The organism is Pseudomonas sp. NPDC088414, from assembly GCF_044753325.1.
Taxonomy (GTDB): Bacteria; Pseudomonadota; Gammaproteobacteria; order Pseudomonadales; family Pseudomonadaceae; genus Aquipseudomonas.
In genome coordinates, this window is sequence record NZ_JBIVMY010000048.1 from 1 (window position 1) to 18,830 (window position 18,830).

At 61.3% G+C, this 18,830-nt stretch carries 20 protein-coding genes; 7 read left to right on the top strand and 13 right to left on the bottom strand.

What is annotated here, in order from left to right; all coding sequences use genetic code 11:
- Positions 1–203, bottom strand: a 203-nt coding sequence (locus tag ACIP8I_RS25975) for an electron transfer flavoprotein subunit beta/FixA family protein (RefSeq protein WP_400764733.1), incomplete at its 3' end; no start/stop codon positions are given.
- 524 nt (positions 204–727) lie between these two features.
- Here ACIP8I_RS25975 and ACIP8I_RS25980 point away from each other — a divergent pair.
- Positions 728–2,392, top strand: a complete 1,665-nt coding sequence (locus ACIP8I_RS25980) for an electron transfer flavoprotein-ubiquinone oxidoreductase (protein ID WP_007961975.1) — start codon at positions 728–730, stop codon at positions 2,390–2,392.
- A gap of 185 nt (positions 2,393–2,577) precedes the next feature.
- Here ACIP8I_RS25980 and ACIP8I_RS25985 read toward each other — a convergent pair whose 3' ends face one another.
- Entirely contained in the window at positions 2,578–3,468 is an 891-nt protein-coding gene (locus tag ACIP8I_RS25985) for an AraC family transcriptional regulator (protein WP_007961974.1), read from the bottom strand.
- 190 nt (positions 3,469–3,658) lie between these two features.
- On the opposite strand from ACIP8I_RS25985, the gene ACIP8I_RS25990 reads away from it, so the two are divergent.
- Entirely contained in the window at positions 3,659–4,711 is a 1,053-nt protein-coding gene (locus ACIP8I_RS25990) for an NAD(P)-dependent alcohol dehydrogenase (RefSeq protein WP_329696167.1), read from the top strand.
- Here ACIP8I_RS25990 and ACIP8I_RS25995 read toward each other — a convergent pair.
- From ACIP8I_RS25995 to ACIP8I_RS26015, 5 genes are all read right to left on the bottom strand, one after another.
- Entirely contained in the window at positions 4,708–5,511 is an 804-nt protein-coding gene (locus ACIP8I_RS25995; RefSeq protein ID WP_007961970.1) for an IclR family transcriptional regulator, read from the bottom strand. The two genes, ACIP8I_RS25990 and ACIP8I_RS25995, sit on opposite strands and share 4 nt — an antisense overlap.
- A 60-nt stretch (positions 5,512–5,571) precedes the next feature.
- On the bottom strand, positions 5,572–6,876 hold the full coding sequence (locus ACIP8I_RS26000; RefSeq protein WP_400764735.1) for an MFS transporter: 1,305 nt from the start codon (positions 6,874–6,876) through the stop codon (positions 5,572–5,574).
- A gap of 174 nt (positions 6,877–7,050) precedes the next feature.
- Complete coding sequence (dgoD, locus tag ACIP8I_RS26005; RefSeq protein WP_400764737.1) at positions 7,051–8,199, bottom strand: galactonate dehydratase; 1,149 nt, start codon at positions 8,197–8,199, stop codon at positions 7,051–7,053.
- Positions 8,200–8,247: 48 nt separating this feature from the next.
- Positions 8,248–8,868, bottom strand: a complete 621-nt coding sequence (locus ACIP8I_RS26010) for a 2-dehydro-3-deoxy-6-phosphogalactonate aldolase (RefSeq protein WP_400764739.1) — start codon at positions 8,866–8,868, stop codon at positions 8,248–8,250.
- A 19-nt stretch (positions 8,869–8,887) separates the two neighbouring features.
- Positions 8,888–9,877: a 2-dehydro-3-deoxygalactonokinase gene (locus tag ACIP8I_RS26015; RefSeq protein WP_400764740.1), complete on the bottom strand. Its 990-nt coding sequence runs from the start codon at positions 9,875–9,877 to the stop codon at positions 8,888–8,890.
- 172 nt (positions 9,878–10,049) lie between these two features.
- Between ACIP8I_RS26015 and ACIP8I_RS26020 the strand changes: the two genes are divergently transcribed.
- Complete coding sequence (locus ACIP8I_RS26020) at positions 10,050–10,541, top strand: hypothetical protein (protein WP_400764741.1); 492 nt, start codon at positions 10,050–10,052, stop codon at positions 10,539–10,541.
- 3 nt (positions 10,542–10,544) lie between these two features.
- Here the strand turns inward: ACIP8I_RS26020 and ACIP8I_RS26025 are convergent, their stop codons facing one another.
- Positions 10,545–11,024: a GNAT family N-acetyltransferase gene (locus ACIP8I_RS26025; protein WP_007961964.1), complete on the bottom strand. Its 480-nt coding sequence runs from the start codon at positions 11,022–11,024 to the stop codon at positions 10,545–10,547.
- Between the two features lie 222 nt (positions 11,025–11,246).
- Here ACIP8I_RS26025 and ACIP8I_RS26030 point away from each other — a divergent pair, with 222 nt between their 5' ends.
- From ACIP8I_RS26030 to ACIP8I_RS26045, 4 genes are all read left to right on the top strand, one after another.
- Positions 11,247–11,900 (top strand): HD domain-containing protein, encoded by a 654-nt coding sequence (locus tag ACIP8I_RS26030; protein ID WP_400764742.1) that lies wholly within the window; start codon positions 11,247–11,249, stop codon positions 11,898–11,900.
- Positions 11,901–11,997: 97 nt separating this feature from the next.
- A complete protein-coding gene (locus tag ACIP8I_RS26035) occupies positions 11,998–12,342 on the top strand; it encodes a hypothetical protein (protein WP_367085349.1) in 345 nt (114 codons plus the stop codon).
- Positions 12,343–12,386: 44 nt separating this feature from the next.
- On the top strand, positions 12,387–12,641 hold the full coding sequence (locus ACIP8I_RS26040; protein ID WP_007961959.1) for a hypothetical protein: 255 nt from the start codon (positions 12,387–12,389) through the stop codon (positions 12,639–12,641).
- A gap of 136 nt (positions 12,642–12,777) precedes the next feature.
- A complete protein-coding gene (locus ACIP8I_RS26045; RefSeq protein WP_400764744.1) occupies positions 12,778–13,158 on the top strand; it encodes a Rho termination factor N-terminal domain-containing protein in 381 nt (126 codons plus the stop codon).
- Positions 13,159–13,282: 124 nt separating this feature from the next.
- On the opposite strand, the gene ACIP8I_RS26050 is transcribed toward ACIP8I_RS26045, so the two are convergent.
- The 5 genes from ACIP8I_RS26050 to araH all read right to left on the bottom strand — a co-directional run bounded on the left by ACIP8I_RS26050 (position 13,283) and on the right by araH (position 18,820).
- A complete protein-coding gene (locus ACIP8I_RS26050) occupies positions 13,283–14,212 on the bottom strand; it encodes a PfkB family carbohydrate kinase (protein WP_400764745.1) in 930 nt (309 codons plus the stop codon).
- Complete coding sequence (locus ACIP8I_RS26055) at positions 14,205–15,671, bottom strand: purine-cytosine permease family protein (protein WP_400764746.1); 1,467 nt, start codon at positions 15,669–15,671, stop codon at positions 14,205–14,207. Before ACIP8I_RS26055 ends, ACIP8I_RS26050 begins: the two co-directional genes overlap by 8 nt.
- Before the next feature lie 202 nt (positions 15,672–15,873).
- Entirely contained in the window at positions 15,874–16,872 is a 999-nt protein-coding gene (locus ACIP8I_RS26060) for an ADP-ribosylglycohydrolase family protein (protein WP_400764748.1), read from the bottom strand.
- Complete coding sequence (locus ACIP8I_RS26065; protein WP_007967625.1) at positions 16,869–17,582, bottom strand: GntR family transcriptional regulator; 714 nt, start codon at positions 17,580–17,582, stop codon at positions 16,869–16,871. Before ACIP8I_RS26065 ends, ACIP8I_RS26060 begins: the two co-directional genes overlap by 4 nt.
- 269 nt (positions 17,583–17,851) lie before the next feature.
- Entirely contained in the window at positions 17,852–18,820 is a 969-nt protein-coding gene (araH, locus tag ACIP8I_RS26070) for an L-arabinose ABC transporter permease AraH (RefSeq protein ID WP_027612371.1), read from the bottom strand.
- Positions 18,821–18,830: the final 10 nt, after the last annotated feature.

The window sequence follows — 18,830 nt, forward strand, 5'->3', positions numbered from 1 at the left end:
GCGGTGGACGGGCCGATGGAGACGACGACGATTTCAGTCGCAACACCTTTCTCTTTCAGGCGTACGGCTTCTTCAACTGCGATTTCGCAGAACGGGTTCATCGACATCTTGACGTTGGCGAGGTCTACGCCGGAATTGTCCGCTTTGACGCGAACCTTGACGTTGTAATCCACAACGCGTTTGACAGCTACAAGAACCTTCATGGATTCCTCGTTACTCTCCGGTGAAAAGAAAGTCGCCTAGGCGAACCTGGCGGATGATGCTCATCGGGCACAAGGGCACCTCTAAAAACGCCGGCTGGGGCCGATGACCGTTCGTCAGTGGTGACCAACGGGTCATTGATTCGCACGGTGTGTAAACTGCGCGCCAGACTCGCGCTGCGCATCACCTTGTACTGCCTGTGCCCTGTCTTTAGAGGTGCTCTTGAAACCGCCAGTCTGCCTACGGCGAGCGCAAAACCGCCCGTATCTTGACCGGAACGCCTATTCCGGTCAATACGGCAAAATGGCCGTTCATAAGCCGCGCTTCTTTGATTTCTCTGGGCTGGAGCCGATTCAAACAAACGTTTGTATTGGACGCTCGGAGTGGTGTAGATATAATGCGCCGCCTAGAGAGAAAGGTGGTTTGCCCATTATTACCCTTGACGTTAACGTAAAGGCAATAACGGATACGACACCGAACCTCCAAATTAGAAAAAAACTGTTGAGCCTTGAGTAGGAGATAGCCTGTGGAACGCGAATACATGGAATTCGACGTGGTCATCGTCGGTGCCGGCCCCGCTGGCCTGTCCGCCGCCTGCCGTCTGAAGCAGAAGGCCGCCGAAGCCGGTAAGGAAATCAGCGTCTGCGTGGTCGAAAAAGGCTCCGAAGTCGGCGCACACATCCTTTCCGGTGCCGTGTTCGAACCACGCGCTCTGAACGAACTGTTCCCGGACTGGAAAGAACTCGGCGCCCCGCTGAACACCCCAGTCACCCGCGACGACATTTTCGTGCTGAAAAACGCCGACAGCGCGCAGAAGATTCCTGACTTCTTTGTGCCCAAGACCATGCACAACGAAGGCAACTTTATTATTTCCCTGGGCAACCTGTGCCGCTGGCTGGCTCAGCAGGCCGAGAACCTGGGTGTGGAAATCTACCCGGGCTTCGCCGCTCAGGAAGCCTTGATCGACGAAAACGGCATCGTGCGCGGGATCATCACTGGTGATCTGGGCGTCGACCGCGAAGGCAACCCGAAAGAAGGCCTGTACACCCCGGGTATGGAGTTGCGTGGCAAGTACACGCTGTTCGCCGAAGGCTGCCGTGGGCACATCGGCAAGCAACTGATCAAGCGTTACAACCTCGATAGCGATGCCGACGCTCAGCACTACGGCATCGGCCTGAAAGAAATCTGGGAAATCGACCCGGCCAAACACCAGCCGGGCCTGGTGGTGCACACCGCCGGTTGGCCGTTGGACATCATGGGCACCGAAAACACCGGCGGCTCGTTCCTCTATCACCTGGAAAACAACCAGGTGGTGGTCGGTCTTATCGTTGACCTGTCCTACAGCAACACCTACCTGTCGCCGTTCGACGAGTTCCAGCGCCTCAAGCATCACCCGGTGCTCAAGCAATACCTGGAAGGCGGCAAACGCGTCAGCTACGGCGCCCGCGCCATCTGCAAAGGTGGCCTGAACTCGCTGCCGAAAATGGTCTTCAAGGGCGGCGCGCTGATCGGTTGCGACCTCGGCACCCTGAACTTCGCCAAGATCAAAGGCAGTCACACCGCGATGAAGTCGGGCATGCTCGCTGCTGAATCGGTGGCCGACGCGCTGTTCGCCGAGAAGGATGGCACTGAAGAGCTGACCACTTACGTCGACGCGTTCAAGAAGAGCTGGCTCTACGACGAACTGTTCGCCAGCCGCAACTTCGGCCCGGCGATCCACAAGTTCGGCGCGATTGTCGGCGGTGGTTTCAACTGGCTGGACCAGAACATCTTCGGCGGCAAACTGCCGTTCACCCTGCACGACACCAAGCCGGACTACGCCTGCCTCAAGCTCGCGGCCGACTGCAAGAAGATTGACTATCCGAAGCCGGACGGCAAACTCAGCTTCGACAAACTGAGCTCGGTATTCATCTCCGGTACCAACCACGAAGAAGAACAGCCTTGCCACCTGAAGCTGACCGACCCGAGCATTCCGCTGAGTCGCAACCTGCCGATGTACGACGAACCGGCGCAGCGCTACTGCCCGGCAGGTGTGTACGAGGTGATCACCAAGGAAGACGGCGAAAAACGCTTCCAGATCAACGCCCAGAACTGCGTGCACTGCAAGACCTGTGACATCAAGGACCCTTCGCAGAACATCACCTGGGTCACGCCGGAAGGCGCTGGCGGCCCGACTTACCCGAACATGTAGGTCGAAATGCTGAACAACGAGGCTCCCGAAATGGGGGCCTTTTTGTTGCCCACCATTCCTTGTTGCACCACAAAATCACTGTAGGAGTGAGCCTGCTCGCGATAGCGGTGTGTCAGTCAACGATGATGCTGACTGATACACCGCTATCGCGAGCAGGCTCACTCCTACAAGGGATTTGCGCAGACTCAGGCAACGCGCTCATCGCCCGGGCTGCGCTCAAAGTAGCGCTTGTACTCACGACTGAACTGCGACGTACTCTGATACCCCACCCGATGCGCCACCTGCGCCACGCCCAGCCCTTCGGCGACCAGCAAGGTCTGCGCCTTGAGCAGGCGCAGGCGCTTCAGATACTGCACCGGCGACAGCAACGTGCTGCGCTTGAAGTGCTCGTGGAAGGACGAAACGCTCATGTTCGCGCAACTGGCCAGAGTCTCGACATTCAGCGGTTCGGTGTAATGCGCATGCAGATGACTGATCGACGCCGCGACCCGGGCGAACTGCCCCTGCTGCTCCACCAGCGCGCGCAACACATCGGCCTGCGGCCCGCGCAACGCAGTGAACAACAATTCACGCACCCGCGCCGGCCCGAGAATCTGCCGCTCCAGCGGATCGTGCAGGCAGCGCAGCAAACGTTCGACACAGCCACGCATGTCATCGTCGAGCACCACCGAGGTCATCGACTCCGGCGTCTGCGCCGGAATGTGCCGCCCCGGTGCCAGCCCCATGGCCAGCACCAACTCACCGAGCAGCACCCGGTCGATCGCCACGGACACCCCCAGCAACGGCGCATCCGGCAAGGCAAAGGTTTCACACTCGAACGGCACCGGCAGCGCCTGAATCAGATAGTGCCCGGCGCCGTACTCCATGGTGCGCGGGCCGAGAAACGCCAGTTTGCTGCCCTGGGCGATGATCATCAGGCTCGGCTCATAAATGTGCGGGCCACGCGCCACGTCGCAACTGGCACGCAACACCTGCACGCCGGGCAACCCGGTCTGGCTGTAACCATCGCAGAGCGCCAGCGGCTCGATCAGCGAAACCAGCGTGGCATTGGCATCAAGGTGACGGGTCAACTGCATCGGAGGGGTCTTCAAAAAAGTCACGGAAAAAGGCATGCAAGCATCATCGCAGATCCTTTTGCCAATGCGCTTGCCCAGACCTGCATGCCGGAGGATTAGGCATGAGACCCGGAGGAATCGTCATGGCCGCAGCGGCAGACGGCGCCCAAAATGCGCCACCTCACCTGTCACTGCTTCTGCGAGGTTTCTCATGTACACCGCTATCGGTTATGCCGCCCAATCGGCCACCACTCCCCTCGCCCCGATGAAATTCGAACGCCGCAGCCCACGCGCTGACGACGTGGCGATCGAGATCCTCTACTGCGGCGTCTGCCACTCAGACATCCACCAGGCCCGCAACGAATGGGGCATCGCGGTTTATCCGTTGATGCCCGGCCATGAGATCGTCGGAAAAGTCACCGCCATTGGTGCGAATGTCACCCAACATAAAGTCGGCGATCTGGTCGGTGTCGGCTGCATGGTCGACTCCTGCCGCACCTGCGCCGCCTGCCAGCAGAACCTCGAGCAATACTGCCTCGAAGGTCCGACCATGACCTACGCCACCCCGGACCGGGTCGATGGCAGCAACACCATGGGCGGCTACTCCGACAGCATCGTGGTCAGCGAGCACTTCGTCGTGCGCATCCCGGAAAAGCTGGATCTGGCCAGCGCTGCGCCGATCCTCTGCGCCGGCATCACCACCTACTCGCCACTCAAGCATTACGGGGTCAAGGCCGGCGACAAGGTCGGGATTCTCGGTATGGGCGGCCTCGGCCACATGGGCATCAAGTTTGCCAAGGCACTGGGCGCCGAAGTCACGCTGTTCACCCGTTCGGCGAGCAAGGCCGAGGAAGGTCGTCGTCAGGGCGCCGATCATGTGATCGTCTCCACCGATGCCGAGCAGATGGCTGCCGCCGCAGGCCAATTCGACTTCCTGCTCGACACCATCCCGGTGCAGCATGATCTCAATCCGTACCTGCAAACCCTGCGCTTTGATGGCGTGCACATTCTGGTCGGCCTGATCGAACCGATCGATCCGCCCGTGCACGCCGCCAACCTGGTGCTGGGCCGTCGCGTGCTGGCCGGTTCGTTGATCGGCGGCATTGCCGAAACCCAGGAAGTGCTGGATTTCTGCGCCGAGCACAACATCACCTGCGACATCGAAATGCTCGACATCCGCCAGATCAACGAGGCCTATGCGCGGATGATTGCTGGTGATGTGAAGTATCGCTTCGTGATCGACATGGCGACGTTGAAGCTTTAAACCTTCAGACCGAGTTCTGCCGAGAGCCGGGCTGTGACCCCTTTGATCAGGGGGATCAGCTCGGCCATTTTTTCCAGCGGCATGTACGGCACAGTGCTGGCGATACTGATCGCCGCCACTATGCGCTTGCTCGCATCACGAATCGGCGCCGCCACGCAGCGGATCGACGGTTCGTTGTCCTCCAGATCGAACGCGTAGCCACCGGCCACGTACTCGGTCATGCGCTGCTCAAGCTGTTCCCACGACTGCTGGGGATGCTGCGGCCAGAACTGACTTTTCCCACCCGCCGGCAGGCTGATGTCGTACAGCCGCTGCCAATCCTGCGGCGCATCATCGAGCATCAAGGCCTTGCCGATCCCGGTGCGTGCCAGCGGCATGCGATGGCCAACCCGCGAGCGCATTTCCGGGCCATTGCGCCCCGGATTCTTCAGCAGATACAACACCTCGTCGCCTTCGCGAATCCCCAGGTGCACGGTGTCGCCGGTCAGCGCCGACAACTCATCCAGATAGGGCGCGGCCAGACTCACCAGCGGCAACTCTTCGCGGGCCTGAAACCCCAGCTCGATCAATTTTGGCCCAAGCAGATAGCCGATTTGCGGCACCACGCGCAGGTAACGTTCGTCCACCAGACAACTGGCCAGACGATGGGTGGTGCTGCGCGTGGTGCCGATCAGTCGGGCGATCTCTTTCAGGTCGCGGGCGCCACTGGCCACCGCCTGCACCACGCCCAGTCCGCGAAGCAGGGTCTGGGTGCCGGTGGGTGCGGCGTCCTTGGTTTTTTCCGGGGCGTCTTCCTGCATATCCAGCCTTTACCGTTGAGCGAGGGAACGGGCGGCATTATGGTCGCCCGACGCAGACCACTACAACTCGATACGCTCGACCTTGCCCACCAGCAGCACGTAGGACAATGCACCGATCAGCGCCAGAACCGCGATGTAGGTGATCGCCGGGGCAAACGAATCGCCACTGGCGAGGAACCCGATGACGATCGGCGTGGCAATCGCCGACAGGTTGCCGATGAAGTTGAACACCCCACCGGTCAAACCGAGCAAGCGTGCCGGCGCGAGGGTCGAGACCAGCGACCAGGTGATCGAAGCCAGGCCGTTGCCGAAAAACGCTAGCGCCAGGAAGGCGATCACCAGCGGCGTCGATTCAACGAAGTTGGCGCCGATGATCGAGGTGGAAATCAACAGTCCGCCAATGATCGGCAACTTGCGCGCGAAGCCCACGCTGCAGCCACGGCGGATCAGCTGGTCGGAAAAGAACCCCGAACACAGCACGCCAATGAACGCGGCCAGAAACGGCAGTGATGCCAGCAGCCCGGACTTGATGAAGTCCATGCCGCGATATTTCACCAGGTAGGTCGGGAACCACGTCAGGAAAAACCACAGCGTCGAGTTCAGGCAGAACTGGCCGAGGTAGATGCCCCACAACTTGCGTTTGCTCAGGACGATGCCGAGGTCGGTCCAACTGAACGAGGCCTTGGCCGTTTGCGCTTGAATGTCTACGAGTCCGCCGCCCTCGCGGATCAGGTCGATCTCCGCGTCGTTGGCGCCCTTGAAGTCCCGTGGTTCGCGATACACCGCGTACCAGATCGCCGCCCAGACAATCCCCGCCGCACCGGTGGCGACGAACACCATGTGCCAGCCGAACTCATGTTGCAGCCACGCCAGCACCGGGGTCAGAAACGCCAGGCCGACAAACTGCCCGGAGGTGTAGAAACCAATCGCCGTGGCCCGCTCGCGCTCGGGAAACCAGGTAGTGACCACGCGGCTGTTGATCGGATAGGCCGGTGCTTCCAGCGCGCCGACCGCCATGCGCAGCACGAACAGCGCAATGAAACTCGCGGCAAAACCGAGCAGCACCGTGGCCAGCGACCACAGCAGCAGCGCGACGCTGTAGAGGATGCGCGGCGGCACCCGATCCACCAGCCAGCCGCCGGGGATCTGCATCGCGGCGTAGGTCCAGCCGAACGCGGAGAAAATCAGCCCGACATGCACCGGGTCGATGCCCAGTTCGCTGGTCAGCGCGGGCGCGGCAATCGACAGGTTGCTGCGGTCGAGGTAGTTGATGACTACGGTGATGAACAACAGCACCATGATGAAAAACCGCTTGCGGCTGGGCGTGACTAAAGACGCCTGCCCGGTGAGGGTTTGCGGTGGCATGGGGGGGTGCCTCTTTTTATGATTATTTGAGGTCAGTCGTAAAACTTGCGCCGCCCCCTGTGGGAGCTGGCTTGCCAGCGATAGCGGTGCATCTGTTACATCAATGTCGGATGTGCCGCCGTCATCGCTGGCAAGCCAGCTCCCACAGGGGAATTGTGGTGGGTCAGAAGAGACTCACCACTCGGCAAAACTGCCATCGGCATGGCGCCAGATCGGGTTGCGCCAGCGGTGGCCGACCGCCACACGTTCGATCACGTATTCCTCGTTGATCTCGATGCCCAGCCCCGGCCCGTTCGGAATCTTCACGAAGCCCTGGTCGTAGTCGAACACTCGCGGATCCTTCACATAGTCGAGCAAATCGTTGCTCTCGTTGTAATGGATGCCCAGGCTCTGCTCCTGAATGAACGCGTTGTAGCAAGCCGCATCCAGTTGCAGGCACGCCGCCAGCGCAATCGGCCCCAGCGGGCAATGCAGCGCCAGCGCCACGTCGTAGGCTTCGGCCATGTTGGCGATCTTGCGGGTTTCGGTAATACCGCCGGCGTGCGAGGCATCGGGCTGGATGATGTCGACGTAGCCTTCGCTCAACACCCGCTTGAAATCCCAGCGCGAGAACAGCCGCTCACCGAGAGCAATCGGTGTGCTGGTCAACGGCGCCAGCTCTTTCAGCGCTTCATAGTTTTCGCTGAGCACCGGTTCTTCGATGAACATCAGTTTGTACGGGTCGAGTTCCTTCATCAGCACCTTGGCCATCGGCTTGTGCACCCGGCCATGGAAGTCGACGCCAATGCCGACGTTCGGCCCGACCGCGTCACGCACGGCGGCGACGTTGGCCAGGGCCAGATCGACTTTTTCGAAGGAGTCAAGGAACTGCAGCTCTTCGGTGCCGTTCATTTTCACCGCAGTAAAACCACGGCTTACCGCCTCTTTCGCGGCACGCGCGGTGTCGGCCGGGCGATCGCCACCGATCCACGAATACACACGGATCTTGTCACGCACCTGACCACCGAGCAGATCGCTGACCGATACACCGAGGGCCTTGCCCTTGATGTCCCACAGCGCCTGATCGATACCGGCCAGCGCACTCATGTGGATCGCGCCACCACGGTAGAAGCCGCCGCGATACAGCACGGTCCAGATGTCCTCGATGTTGCGTGGGTCTTTGCCGATCAGGTAGTCGGACAATTCCTCAACGGCAGCGGCGACAGTGTGGGCGCGGCCTTCGACCACGGGTTCGCCCCAACCGGTCACGCCCTCATCGGTTTCGACCTTGAGGAAGCACCAGCGCGGCGGGACGATGAAGGTGGTGAGTTTGGTGATTTTCATCTGCTTGTCTCTCTTGTTAGATGCAGCGCACGCAGCGCCGGATAAATCTCAGCGAAGGGCCTTCCAGGCAGCCACGTAGGCCTTGGCATTGGCCGCCACTTGCTCAACCGTCATGCCCGGTTTGAACAGTCCGGAACCGAGGCCGAAACCTTTCACGCCAGCGTCGATGAATGCTTGCATGTTGTCCGGGGTGATCCCGCCGACCGGCGCCAGCACCGTCCCGGAAGGCAACACCGCGAGCCACGCCTTGACCACCGCCGGGCCCATCTGCTCGGCCGGGAACAGCTTGAGAATGTCCGCGCCCTCCTCCAGTGCCGCGAACGCTTCGGTCGGCGTGGCGACACCCGGCGACAGGTACAGCCCCGCCGCTTTCGCTGCGCGCAGCACTTTGGCGTCGCTGTGCGGCATGACGATCACCTGGCCGCCGGCGGCTTTCACCAACTCGACCTGCTCCGGGGTCAACACCGTGCCGGCACCGATCAGGCAATCGGCGGGCAAGGACTGACGCAGGATGCGGATACTTTCGTACGGCGACGGGGAATTGAGCGGTACTTCGATGACGCGAAATCCCGCTGCATACAGGACTTCTCCGACAGCAGCGGCTTCCTGCGGATGCAGGCCACGCAGGATTGCGATCAGACCGTTTTGTGCCAATGCTTGCTTGAGCATGTCAGGCCTCCAGTCAGGGTTAACGGGATGAGGAATCGAGCAGCCCGGCGGCCAGCGCCAGTTGCCAGAGGCCACGCTCGGTGGCCTGCTCAGCCAGCGTGACGCGAGCGAAACCGCAGGCATCGAGAGCACGGCCGTAACGGGCGCAGAGCTGGGCGTTGCCAATGAGGATGATCGAGGGCAGATGCGCACTGTTGCGTCGACGCCGCTGGGCTGCGGCAAGCGCTACCAGCTCATGGCCAATCATCAGGCCGGAGAGGTAATCCGCTTGCGCCGTCGGCGCCAGTTCGCCGGTCAGTCCCAGGGTGCGGGCACTGAATAATGTGGAGAGCACGCCCAGCTCGCCGTCCGCCGACAGTGCCACTTGCACACCACGGTCAAATGCCACGCCGTCGAACGCCACCCCCTGTTGCTGGGTACGCCCGAGAATGCTGTGTTCACTGAGCACGGCGAACACTTCGCCGGTCATGAAGGTATCGAAATGGGTGATGCAGCCCTCGAGCACTTCCACCCATTTGGAATGGCTGCCCGGCAGACCGATCAACAGATCGCCGCCAGCATCGACCGGCAGGTTCTGCAGCACGCCAAGGACCTGGGTTTCTTCGCCGCGCATCACGTTGGGCAGGCGTGAACGCTGAATCACGCCCGGCACGATGTGCACCCGTGTGCCGCCTAGACTGACCACTGTTTGTAGGGAATTTCCGAGATTGGCGACGTTCGCCGGCGTTTCGCAGTAGGCCGCTTCGCGCCAGCCCTGGGCGCTGCCGACCATGCCGCAGGCGATCACCGGCAGATCCGGCTGCGCATCGAGCCAGTCGCCACAGGCGTCTTCGAAGGCCAGTTCAAAACCATCGGCGCATTCACCACCGTTGATGACTCGCGGCGTCTTCGGTAACTGCATGATCCCGGACGACAGCGCACGCTGCTCCAGCACCACGCCACCGGCCGCGAGTTTGTAAGCACGTAATGAGGTCGTCCCCCAATCGAGCGCGATCAATTGCGCCTGCATCGCTTCACCTGTTTTGTTTTTGGCAGTGAGTGCGACGGACTATAAACCTTGGCGCTGGAAAATCTCAATATATAAATATCATTCCCATATTATGGGATTTACAACTGTAACAGCCGTTTCTCTGCCAAATCTTTAAAATGCCGGCCGCGTCGATGCGACGACCGCTCTCGACATGTTCAGGGAAGAAAAAATGAAAACCGCTTTAAAGGCGTTACTGCTCTGTGGCGCACTCTGCTTCGCGGCGATTGCCAACGCCTTGCCCGCTATCAAGGAGGGCGACATCTGGACCTACAAAACCCGGCCGGGTGAAGAAGCCTCGACCTTGACCATCCTCAAAATCGAAAGTTATCCGCATTACGGCACCGTCGTGCATATCCGCGTTGATGGCATTCGGATGACCAACCCGGTCACCGGAGGCGAGATCACCGCAATGCCCCACCTGCCTTTTCAGGCCGAGGCTCTGCAGCGCAGCCTGACTCGGCGCGTGGGAGAGACGGCGCAGATTCCGGATTTCAGTCAGGGCTACACCTACTGGAAAGCGGCCTTCGATGAAGAGAAGGCCGGGGCTTTCAAGATTTCCGTGCGAAAGACACTGGATGGATTGCTGAGCGGCAATTGGGAAATGACTGATGATGAAACAGCCAAAACCACCTCGACGCCCTGAGGATCATCCCTCGGCAAACTCACGCAATACCTTGCCATCCATGCGATAGCGCACCCACTCTTCCTGCGGCTGCGCGCCGAGGGATTTGTAGAATTCGATGGCCGGGGTGTTCCAGTCCAGCACGCTCCATTCGAAGCGCCCACAGTCGTTGTCGCAGGCAATTTTCGCCAGATGCCGCAACAGAGTTTTACCCGCGCCGCCGCCGCGTTGCTCAGGGGTGATGTAGAGGTCTTCAAGGTACAGGCAATTGCTGCCGAGCCACGTCGAATAGCTGAAGAAGAACACCGCAAAACCGATCGGCACACCGTCACGCAGGCAGATCAAGCCGTGGGCGGTCGCGCCTTCGCTGAACAGGCTGCGCTCGATGTCGGTGACACTCGCAATGACTTCATGGCGGGCCTTTTCGAAATCTGCCAGTTCGGTGATAAAGGCGAGGATTTGCGGTGCATCGCTGGGGGTCGCCGGGCGGATTTCGATCGTCATGGACGGGCCTTGTCGGAAAATGGAAAGCGCCATACTAAAGCCGTGGGCGGCGCTCGTCACATTCCATACCTGATAGAGAAGCTTGTGGTGAGGGGAATCATCCCCGATGGGTTGCGCAGCAGCCCTGAAAAACCGGAGTGCATCGCGCTCCATCGGGGATAAATCCCCTCACCACAGCAGTATCATGGGCATCAAAATTTGGGTAAGTCTGCAAGGATGTTCATGAACGCCACTGCTTTTGCGCCGCTCACCTCACTCGCCGCCGAGTTGCTGCCCCACGCGCTGGAGCCGTCCGACGACGGCGCCCATGACCTCGCGCACCTGCAACGGGTCTGGCACAACGTCCGCACCTTGCACGCCGAAGAAGGTGGCGACCTGGAAGTGTTGCTCGCCGCCGTGCTGCTGCATGATTGCGTATCCGTCGAGAAGAACTCGCCGCTGCGCTCGCAGGCTTCGCGTCTCGCCGCAGAAAAAGCCGCTAACGTGCTGGCCGATCTGGATTGGCCCGAAAGCAAAATCAGCACCGTCACCCATGCCATCGAAGCCCACAGTTTCTCCGCCAACATCATCCCACTCACCCTCGAAGCGAAACTGGTCCAGGACGCCGACCGTCTCGACTCGCTGGGCATGCTCGGCGTTGCCCGCACCTTCTACGTCGCCGGGCGCATGGGCAGTGCGCTGTACGACCCGCTCGACCCTGAAGCCAAGGAGCGCGACTACAACGACACACGTTTCTGCCTCGACCACTTCCAGACCAAACTGCTGCACCTCGCCGACGGTTTTCAGACCGAAATCGGTCAGCGTCTGGCGCAGATCCGCCATCAGCGCCTGAAGGGTTTCATGGAGCAGTTCAAGGAAGAAATCGGCCTCGACTGATGACCCTGTGTCTCGACCGTTCGTCGTTCATCAGGCACCAATCCAATCCAGGGGCAGACCAACGACAGGTAAGGAATTCAATCACTGGAGAAGCCCTATGATCCCGTCAAGGTTGACTGCCCTCGTCTTCGCCGCCCTGCTGAGTCCTGCGGTTTTCGCCGCATCTACCACCGCAGCAGGCACTGGTCCTACCGATCCGGTTCCGTCGCCACGCGCTCCCGCCATTAACAGCGCCCCGGGCATGAACACCGATGGCTCCGGCGTTCCGTTGATCAACCAGCCACCCGCCACCGGCACCGATCCCCGTACCCAAGGCAGTGATCCGGGCCGCCAGGGTGGCATGAACACCCCTGACTCCCCCGCCACACCCGATAACGCCGGCCCCGGCATCGGCTCGAAAACCACCACCGGTGGCTCGGGCTCTGAAGGTGCCGGCCAGTAGTTCGCCGACGCGAGCGTCCTATTCACATCCATGAAGAGGTAACCATGAACGTCGATAAAAACCTGGAAAAAGAAGTCCTCACCCGCCTGCTGCATGCCCATCCGAGCGGATTGGGCAAAGAGGTGCTGGACAACTATCGCGGTGAGAAAGTGGTGGCCAGCGCCCTCGCCGCCCTGCAGGATCGCGGGCTGATCCACCATGGTCATGTGACCTGCAACGAGGCCGGCGAACACTCGTTGAATCTGCCGATCAAGCTCAGTGCGGCGGGCGTCGAAGCGGCGCGAAAGCTGGATGTCTAGAAGCTGTGGTTGTGTGAACGCATGATCGTGCAGGAGCTGCCGCAGGCTGCGATCTTTTGATTTTCAAGATCAAAGGATCGCAGCCTGCGGCAGCTCCTGCACAAGAAACCCATCTACTGATGCAAGGAGAAATCCCATGCCTCGTGGAAGCAAAGACAAATACACCGCCGAACAGAAGCGCAAGGCCGAACACATCGAAGACAGCTATGAGCACAAAGGCCTGTCCAAGGACGAAGCCGAAGCGCGGGCCTGGGCGACGGTCAACAAACAGTCGGGCGGTGGCGAAAAGGCTGGCGGTTCGGGGCGCAGGAAACCGGCGAGTGCCAAATCCGAAGATCGCAAGGAATCATCGCGGCGTGCGGTAGCCAGTCGTGAAGGGCATGCGCGCGACAGCAAGGCATCGCGCGACACGCAGACCGTGGACAGTCTGAGGAAAGAGGCGCGGGCGAAGAATATCGCCGGGCGCTCTTCGATGCGCAAGGATGAGTTGATTGCGGCGTTGCGCAAGGCCGGTTGATATTTGTTGTGAGGCTGATGGCCTTATCACTGGCAAGCCAGCTCCCACAGGGATTCCGGAGTACACAAATTTGCGTTTCACCCTGTAAACCTGTGGGAGCTGGCTTGCCAGCGAAAGCGTCAGATCAATCGCCGCAGACTTCGCGGATAAACCCATCCACCTCAGCCGCCCTCGGCGCAGTCGCCGGCCCCCAGCGCGTCACCGCCAAAGCAGCCGCCGCGTTCGCCCGGCGTGCCGCCTCAAGAGCGTTCAAACCCTGCGCCAATCCGGCAACGAACACCCCGGCATGAGCATCACCCGCGCCGTTGCTGTCGACCGCTTTCACGGCAAACCCCGGCACCTGCCGACGCTCGCCAGCCTGCTGGATCCAGCACCCCTGCGGCCCGTCGCGCACCACCATCAGCACGTCTTTCGGTAGATGCTCGGCGAGGCGATCCAGGGCCGCCGCAATGTCCGCAGCCCCGGTAAACCGCAACGCCTCCACGCTGTTGCTGGTCCACACATCGATGCGCGGCAGCAGCGCCTGCATCAACGCCGAGTCCGGCGACTCCACCAACGGGCCCGGATCAAACACCACGCTGATCACCTCTGGCAGCGCCAGCGTCCAGTCCAGCAAGGCTTGCGCCTTGCCCACATGCAGCAGGCTGTAGCCGCTGACGTAGACATAATCGCCCGCCTCGGCCGCCACGCTGTTCAGGTCGTCCTGTGTCACTTCGCCTTCAGCGCCGATGTAGGAGATGAAACTGCGCTCAGCCGACGCATCGGTCAGCGCCACGCAAATCCCGGTGTCGCGTTGCGCAGGCATCTGGATGCCGATATGAATACCTTCAGCGTTCATCGCCTGGCGCGCCAGATCGCCGAAACGCCCAGTGCCGTGGCGACCGAGATAGACCACCGGCAAGCCGTTACGCACGGCAGCCGCCATCACGTTGAAACCGCCACCGGCCTCGAAAGCGGCAGACTGCGCCAGCACATCGCCGCCGATTTGCGGCAGCTGATCCACGGCCATGACCAGGTCGATGATGACCTGGCCGGTGTGCAGCATCTTAGGCATGAGCATTCTCGACTTGCGCGGCGCGGCGATCTTTCGCCCCGCCGAGAACCAGGTAAATGCCACCGGCCACCACGAAGGTCACGATCCAGCCCAGACCGTTGTGGCCCAGCCACGAGTCAGACAGGAAGCCCTTGAACCAGACGTTTTCGGCGGTGGTGCCGATGGTGGTGAAACTGAAGCCAAGCACGATGGCAATCGCCCACGCGCCGAACGCGCGCCACTCGATGCCGCCGCGATACCAGTAAGCACTGCTCGGGCTGATATCGAGCAGGTCTTTGGGGCTGTAGTAGTGACGGTGAATCAGGTCGACGACGAAGATCCCGACCCACGCGGTGATCGGCACCGCCAACAGGGAAATGAAGGTGATGAACGGGCCATAGAAGCTGTCGGCGATCAACATGAAATAGATCGAACCGGCGAAGATCGCCACGATATCCACCACCACCGCGTAGACGCGTTTGACCTTGAGGCCGAGGGTCAGCGTGGTCAATCCGGCGGAGTACACCGAGAGGTTGTTCGACAGCAGCAGGCCGCCGAATGCAGTGATCAGGTACGGCACGGCCATCCAAGTCGGCAGCATGTCGCGGATCGCCACAATCGGGTCAGTCGCCGAGGCCAGGTCATTGTTGCCCACCGACAGCAGGCCGCCGAGGGTGATCAGCAGCACCAGTGGAATCCCCGCGCCGAACGCCGCCGAGGCGACCAGCCGCACAGCCTTGACGCTGCGGTGCTGATAGCGCGACATGTCGGCGCCGGCGTTTGCCCAGCCGATGCCAGTGCCGGCAGCCATGGTGCCGATGCCGATGATCATCGCGCTCATCGGCGCCGGCGTGGCGTTGAACACCGCGCTCCAGTCGATGGTCGCGCAAAGGAAGCCGCCGACCAGAATGTTCAACGCACCGAACACGTAGGTCGCCCACTTCTGGATCACCAGCAAGGTGGCGTGACCGAGGCCGGAAACCGACAGGGTCAGCAGCACGAAAATCGCGATGAAGATCAGCGTCAGCACCGGCGCACTCTTCGCCTCAACCGGCGAGCCGAACAGGATCGAACACAGCGACAGCAGCACGAACGCGGCGGTGGTGGTGTTGACGGTTTCCCAGCCCAGCCGAGACATCAGCGAGACCAGCGTCGGGCCGATATTGCCGCGTACACCGAAGATCGCTCGCGACAACGTCAGGCTCGGCGCACGGCCACGACGACCGGCAATCGAGATGATCCCGACCACGGCGAACGAACCGGCGGCGCCGACGATGGCAACGATGATCGCCTGCCAGATCGCCAGCCCGCGAAACGCCACCAGCGTGGCGCCCAATGGCAGGCCGAGAATGGAAATGTTGGCGGCGAACCAGACCCAGAACAGTTGCAGCGGATGACCGTTGCACTCGGCTTCCGGCACCGGCTCGATGCCGCGGGTTTCCAGTTGCCCGGCGCTTGGCCCGGCGTTTGATGAACTCATGAACAGTGCTCCTGTTTGCCTTTATTGTGGTTGTGGGCAATGACGCAAAATTTATTGCTCTTGTGGCGAGGGAGCTTGCTCCCGCTCGGCTGCGCAGCAGTCGTAATCCAGACAATGGGGTATGTCTGACACAGGGTGCCGGCAGGGTTTGGGGCCGCTTCGCAGCCCAGCGGGAGCAAGCTCCCTCGCCACAGTTATGTGGTCAACGCAGGGTCAACAGCCCCTGCACCAACGGTTCAAGCTCCAGATGATTGACCGCCTTGACCGTGGCAATCATCGGCGCCGGCCAGCTCTCGAGGCCCAGGCAGGCCCCGAGCATGGCGCCGAGAATCGCCGCGATGGTGTCGGTGTCACCGCCTAGGCTGGCGGCCATGCACAACGCATCGAACGCACTCATTTCGCCGACCGCCACCTGTTGCGCCAGGGCAAACGACACCACCACCGATTCCTGCGATGCCACCGACGTGCCGATCACGTCGTACAGCAGATCCGCCAGCAGCGCCTTGTCACTGTCGACGCTAATCGTCCGCGCCCAACTGATGCGCGAAGCGATGCGCCCGCCGGCCAACCAGTGACCATGTGCCTCGGCCTGTTGCGCAATCTGCTGGCCAAGGTTCAACGCCTCGCCCAGATCCAGGCCATTGATCCCGGCCGAGACCACCGCCGCCACCGCCGCCGCACTGGAAATCCCCAGCGTGGTGTTGTGGGTGACCTGACAGGCCTGCACCACGGCCGCGATGAAACGCTCGGGATCAGCGACGTCTGCGGCGATGCCCACCGGGGTGATGCGCATCGCTGCGCCGTTGGTGGTGCCGTAGCGCCCGGCTTCTTCCGGCGAGTGGCCGGCGAGAATCATTTCAATGGCGCGTTTGGTCGATGGGCCGAGCAGGTCCTGAGAGCCCTTGGCTTGCATCTCGGCTTCCCACTCGATCAGCCGTTGCGCGAGCACTGCCGGCTCGATCCGGCCTTTGCCTTCGACCAGCAGCTCGCCAACCAGAATCGCCTGTTCGGTGTCGTCGGTGATCGAGCCTTTGGGCATGTTGGCGGCGATCGGTTGCAAAGGACCGGCGTCCTGCAGATCGGTGATGTGGCCGAAGCGGGTCTTGATCGTTTCGCGGTTCAGCGATTGCGTCGGCATGCCCAGCGCATCACCGAGGGCCAGGCCATAAAACGCACCGAGGGCACGGTTGAGCGCGGTCATTTCTGTTCTCCAAATTGCAGGTGCAGACGGAAATGCACCGGGTCGAGCAGGCTTTCGACCTGCTCCATGAAACGATTTTGCCGGTCGTAAGTGGTGCGCAAGGCCTTGAGAAACACAGTGCCTTCTGCGCGACCGAGCAGCTCGGCGTCCACGGCATTCAGCGGCTCGGCGCCGATCCACTGATCGCCGCGCTCGCCGATGTAGCCGTAGGCGGCCAGGGTGATGGTCAGCGAGTTGTCGATCAGCCCGACACGCGGCAGGCTTTCCAGGCCTCCGGTGGCCGGCAACAGCGAGCGTTCGAGGGAGACCAGCGTGCCGTCATTGGAACGTCGGCGACGGTCGAGGGTGATGAACTGGTCGGTGCCGAAGCGCGAAAGCAGATCCGGCCGGGTCACCGCTTCCAGACGCAACACTTCGGTGTTGATCAGCGCCCCACTGTCGGCCAGCGCCTGCGCCCAGCCGCTGCGCTGGTCGAGCACCACACCGTCGAAGGTGACGATCGAACCGACCCCGCTTTGCGTGGCGATGTAATTGCGCCGCTTCAGTTCGGCCAGCGCCTCACGCAACGTGCCGCGGCTGACGTTGAATTCCTGAGCCAACTGATGCTCGCCGGGCAACAGAAAGCCGTCCTCCATGAGGCCGCTTTCGATGCGCCGGACGAGCTCGTCGACCACCCGTTGTTTCTTGTCAAATCGTACCTGTCTAATCATGTACAAAGTGATACCCGAAACGGGCGCAGACGGGCAAGGGAAATTTAGGGAAGGTGACAGAAGGCGGGAGAATCAAAAGCCCCTCACCCTAGCCCTCTCCCGGAGGGAGAGGGGACTGACCGAGCAGTTTCACGCTCTACATCGACCTGAAAAATCCAGTCGATTATGGATTCAGCAAAGCACTTTCAGGTCGATTTATCTGTGTAAGATCCCCCAATCAGTCCCCTCTCCCTCTGGGAGAGGGCCAGGGTGAGGGGGAGCTTTTGATCTCAGCGTTGTTTCAGGCGATCGATCACGACGGCCAGCAACAGAATCGAACCGCGAATCACGTACTGATAAAACGTATCGATGTTCTTCAGGTTCATCGCATTCTCGATGATCGCTAGAATCAACACCCCGGCAATCACGTGGCGGATCATGCCGATCCCGCCACTGAGCGACACGCCGCCGAGCACACACGCCGAAATCACCGTCAGCTCGAAACCCTGGCCAATCATCGGCTGCCCGGAGGTCATGCGCGAAGCGAGAATCACCCCAGCCAGCGCGCCGATCACGCCGTGCACGGCGAAGATGATGATCTTGGTCCGGTCAACGTTCACCCCGGCAAGCAGCGCCGCTTCCTGGTTACCGCCGATGGCCATCGTGTTGCGCCCGTAGGTGGTGTAGTTCAGCAGCCAGCCGAAAAACAGGAAGCAGACGATGGTGATCAGGATCGGCACCGGCACGCCGAACAACTGGCCGTTGCCGAAGACGAAGAACGATTCCTGCGACACCCCCACCGCTTTGCCGTTGGCAAAAATGTAGGCCAGGCCGCGGACGATCTGCATGGTCGCCAGCGTGGTGATCAGCGCGTTGACCCGCAACTTGGCGATCACGATGCCGTTGATCAACCCGACAATCAAGCCCATCACCAGCGCCGCGCTGACGCCGAGGAACACGCTGTTGGTGTCGCGCATCACCACCGCCGCGACCACCCCGGCGCAGGCAATCACCGAGCCCACCGACAAGTCGAAATGCCCCGACGCCAGGCAATACAGCATGGTGCACGCGGCAATCCCGGTGGTGGAAATCGCCAGACCCAGCCCGCGCATGTTCAGCGGCGAGAGGAAGTTGTCGATCAGCAAGGTGCAGGCGACGAAGATGCCGATGGCCGCCAGCAGCATGACCCAGTCATCGAGGAAGCGTCGCAGGTCCAGCGGTTTGCGGGGAGTCGGCAGCGCCTTGTTTTGGATGGTCATCATGTTCACC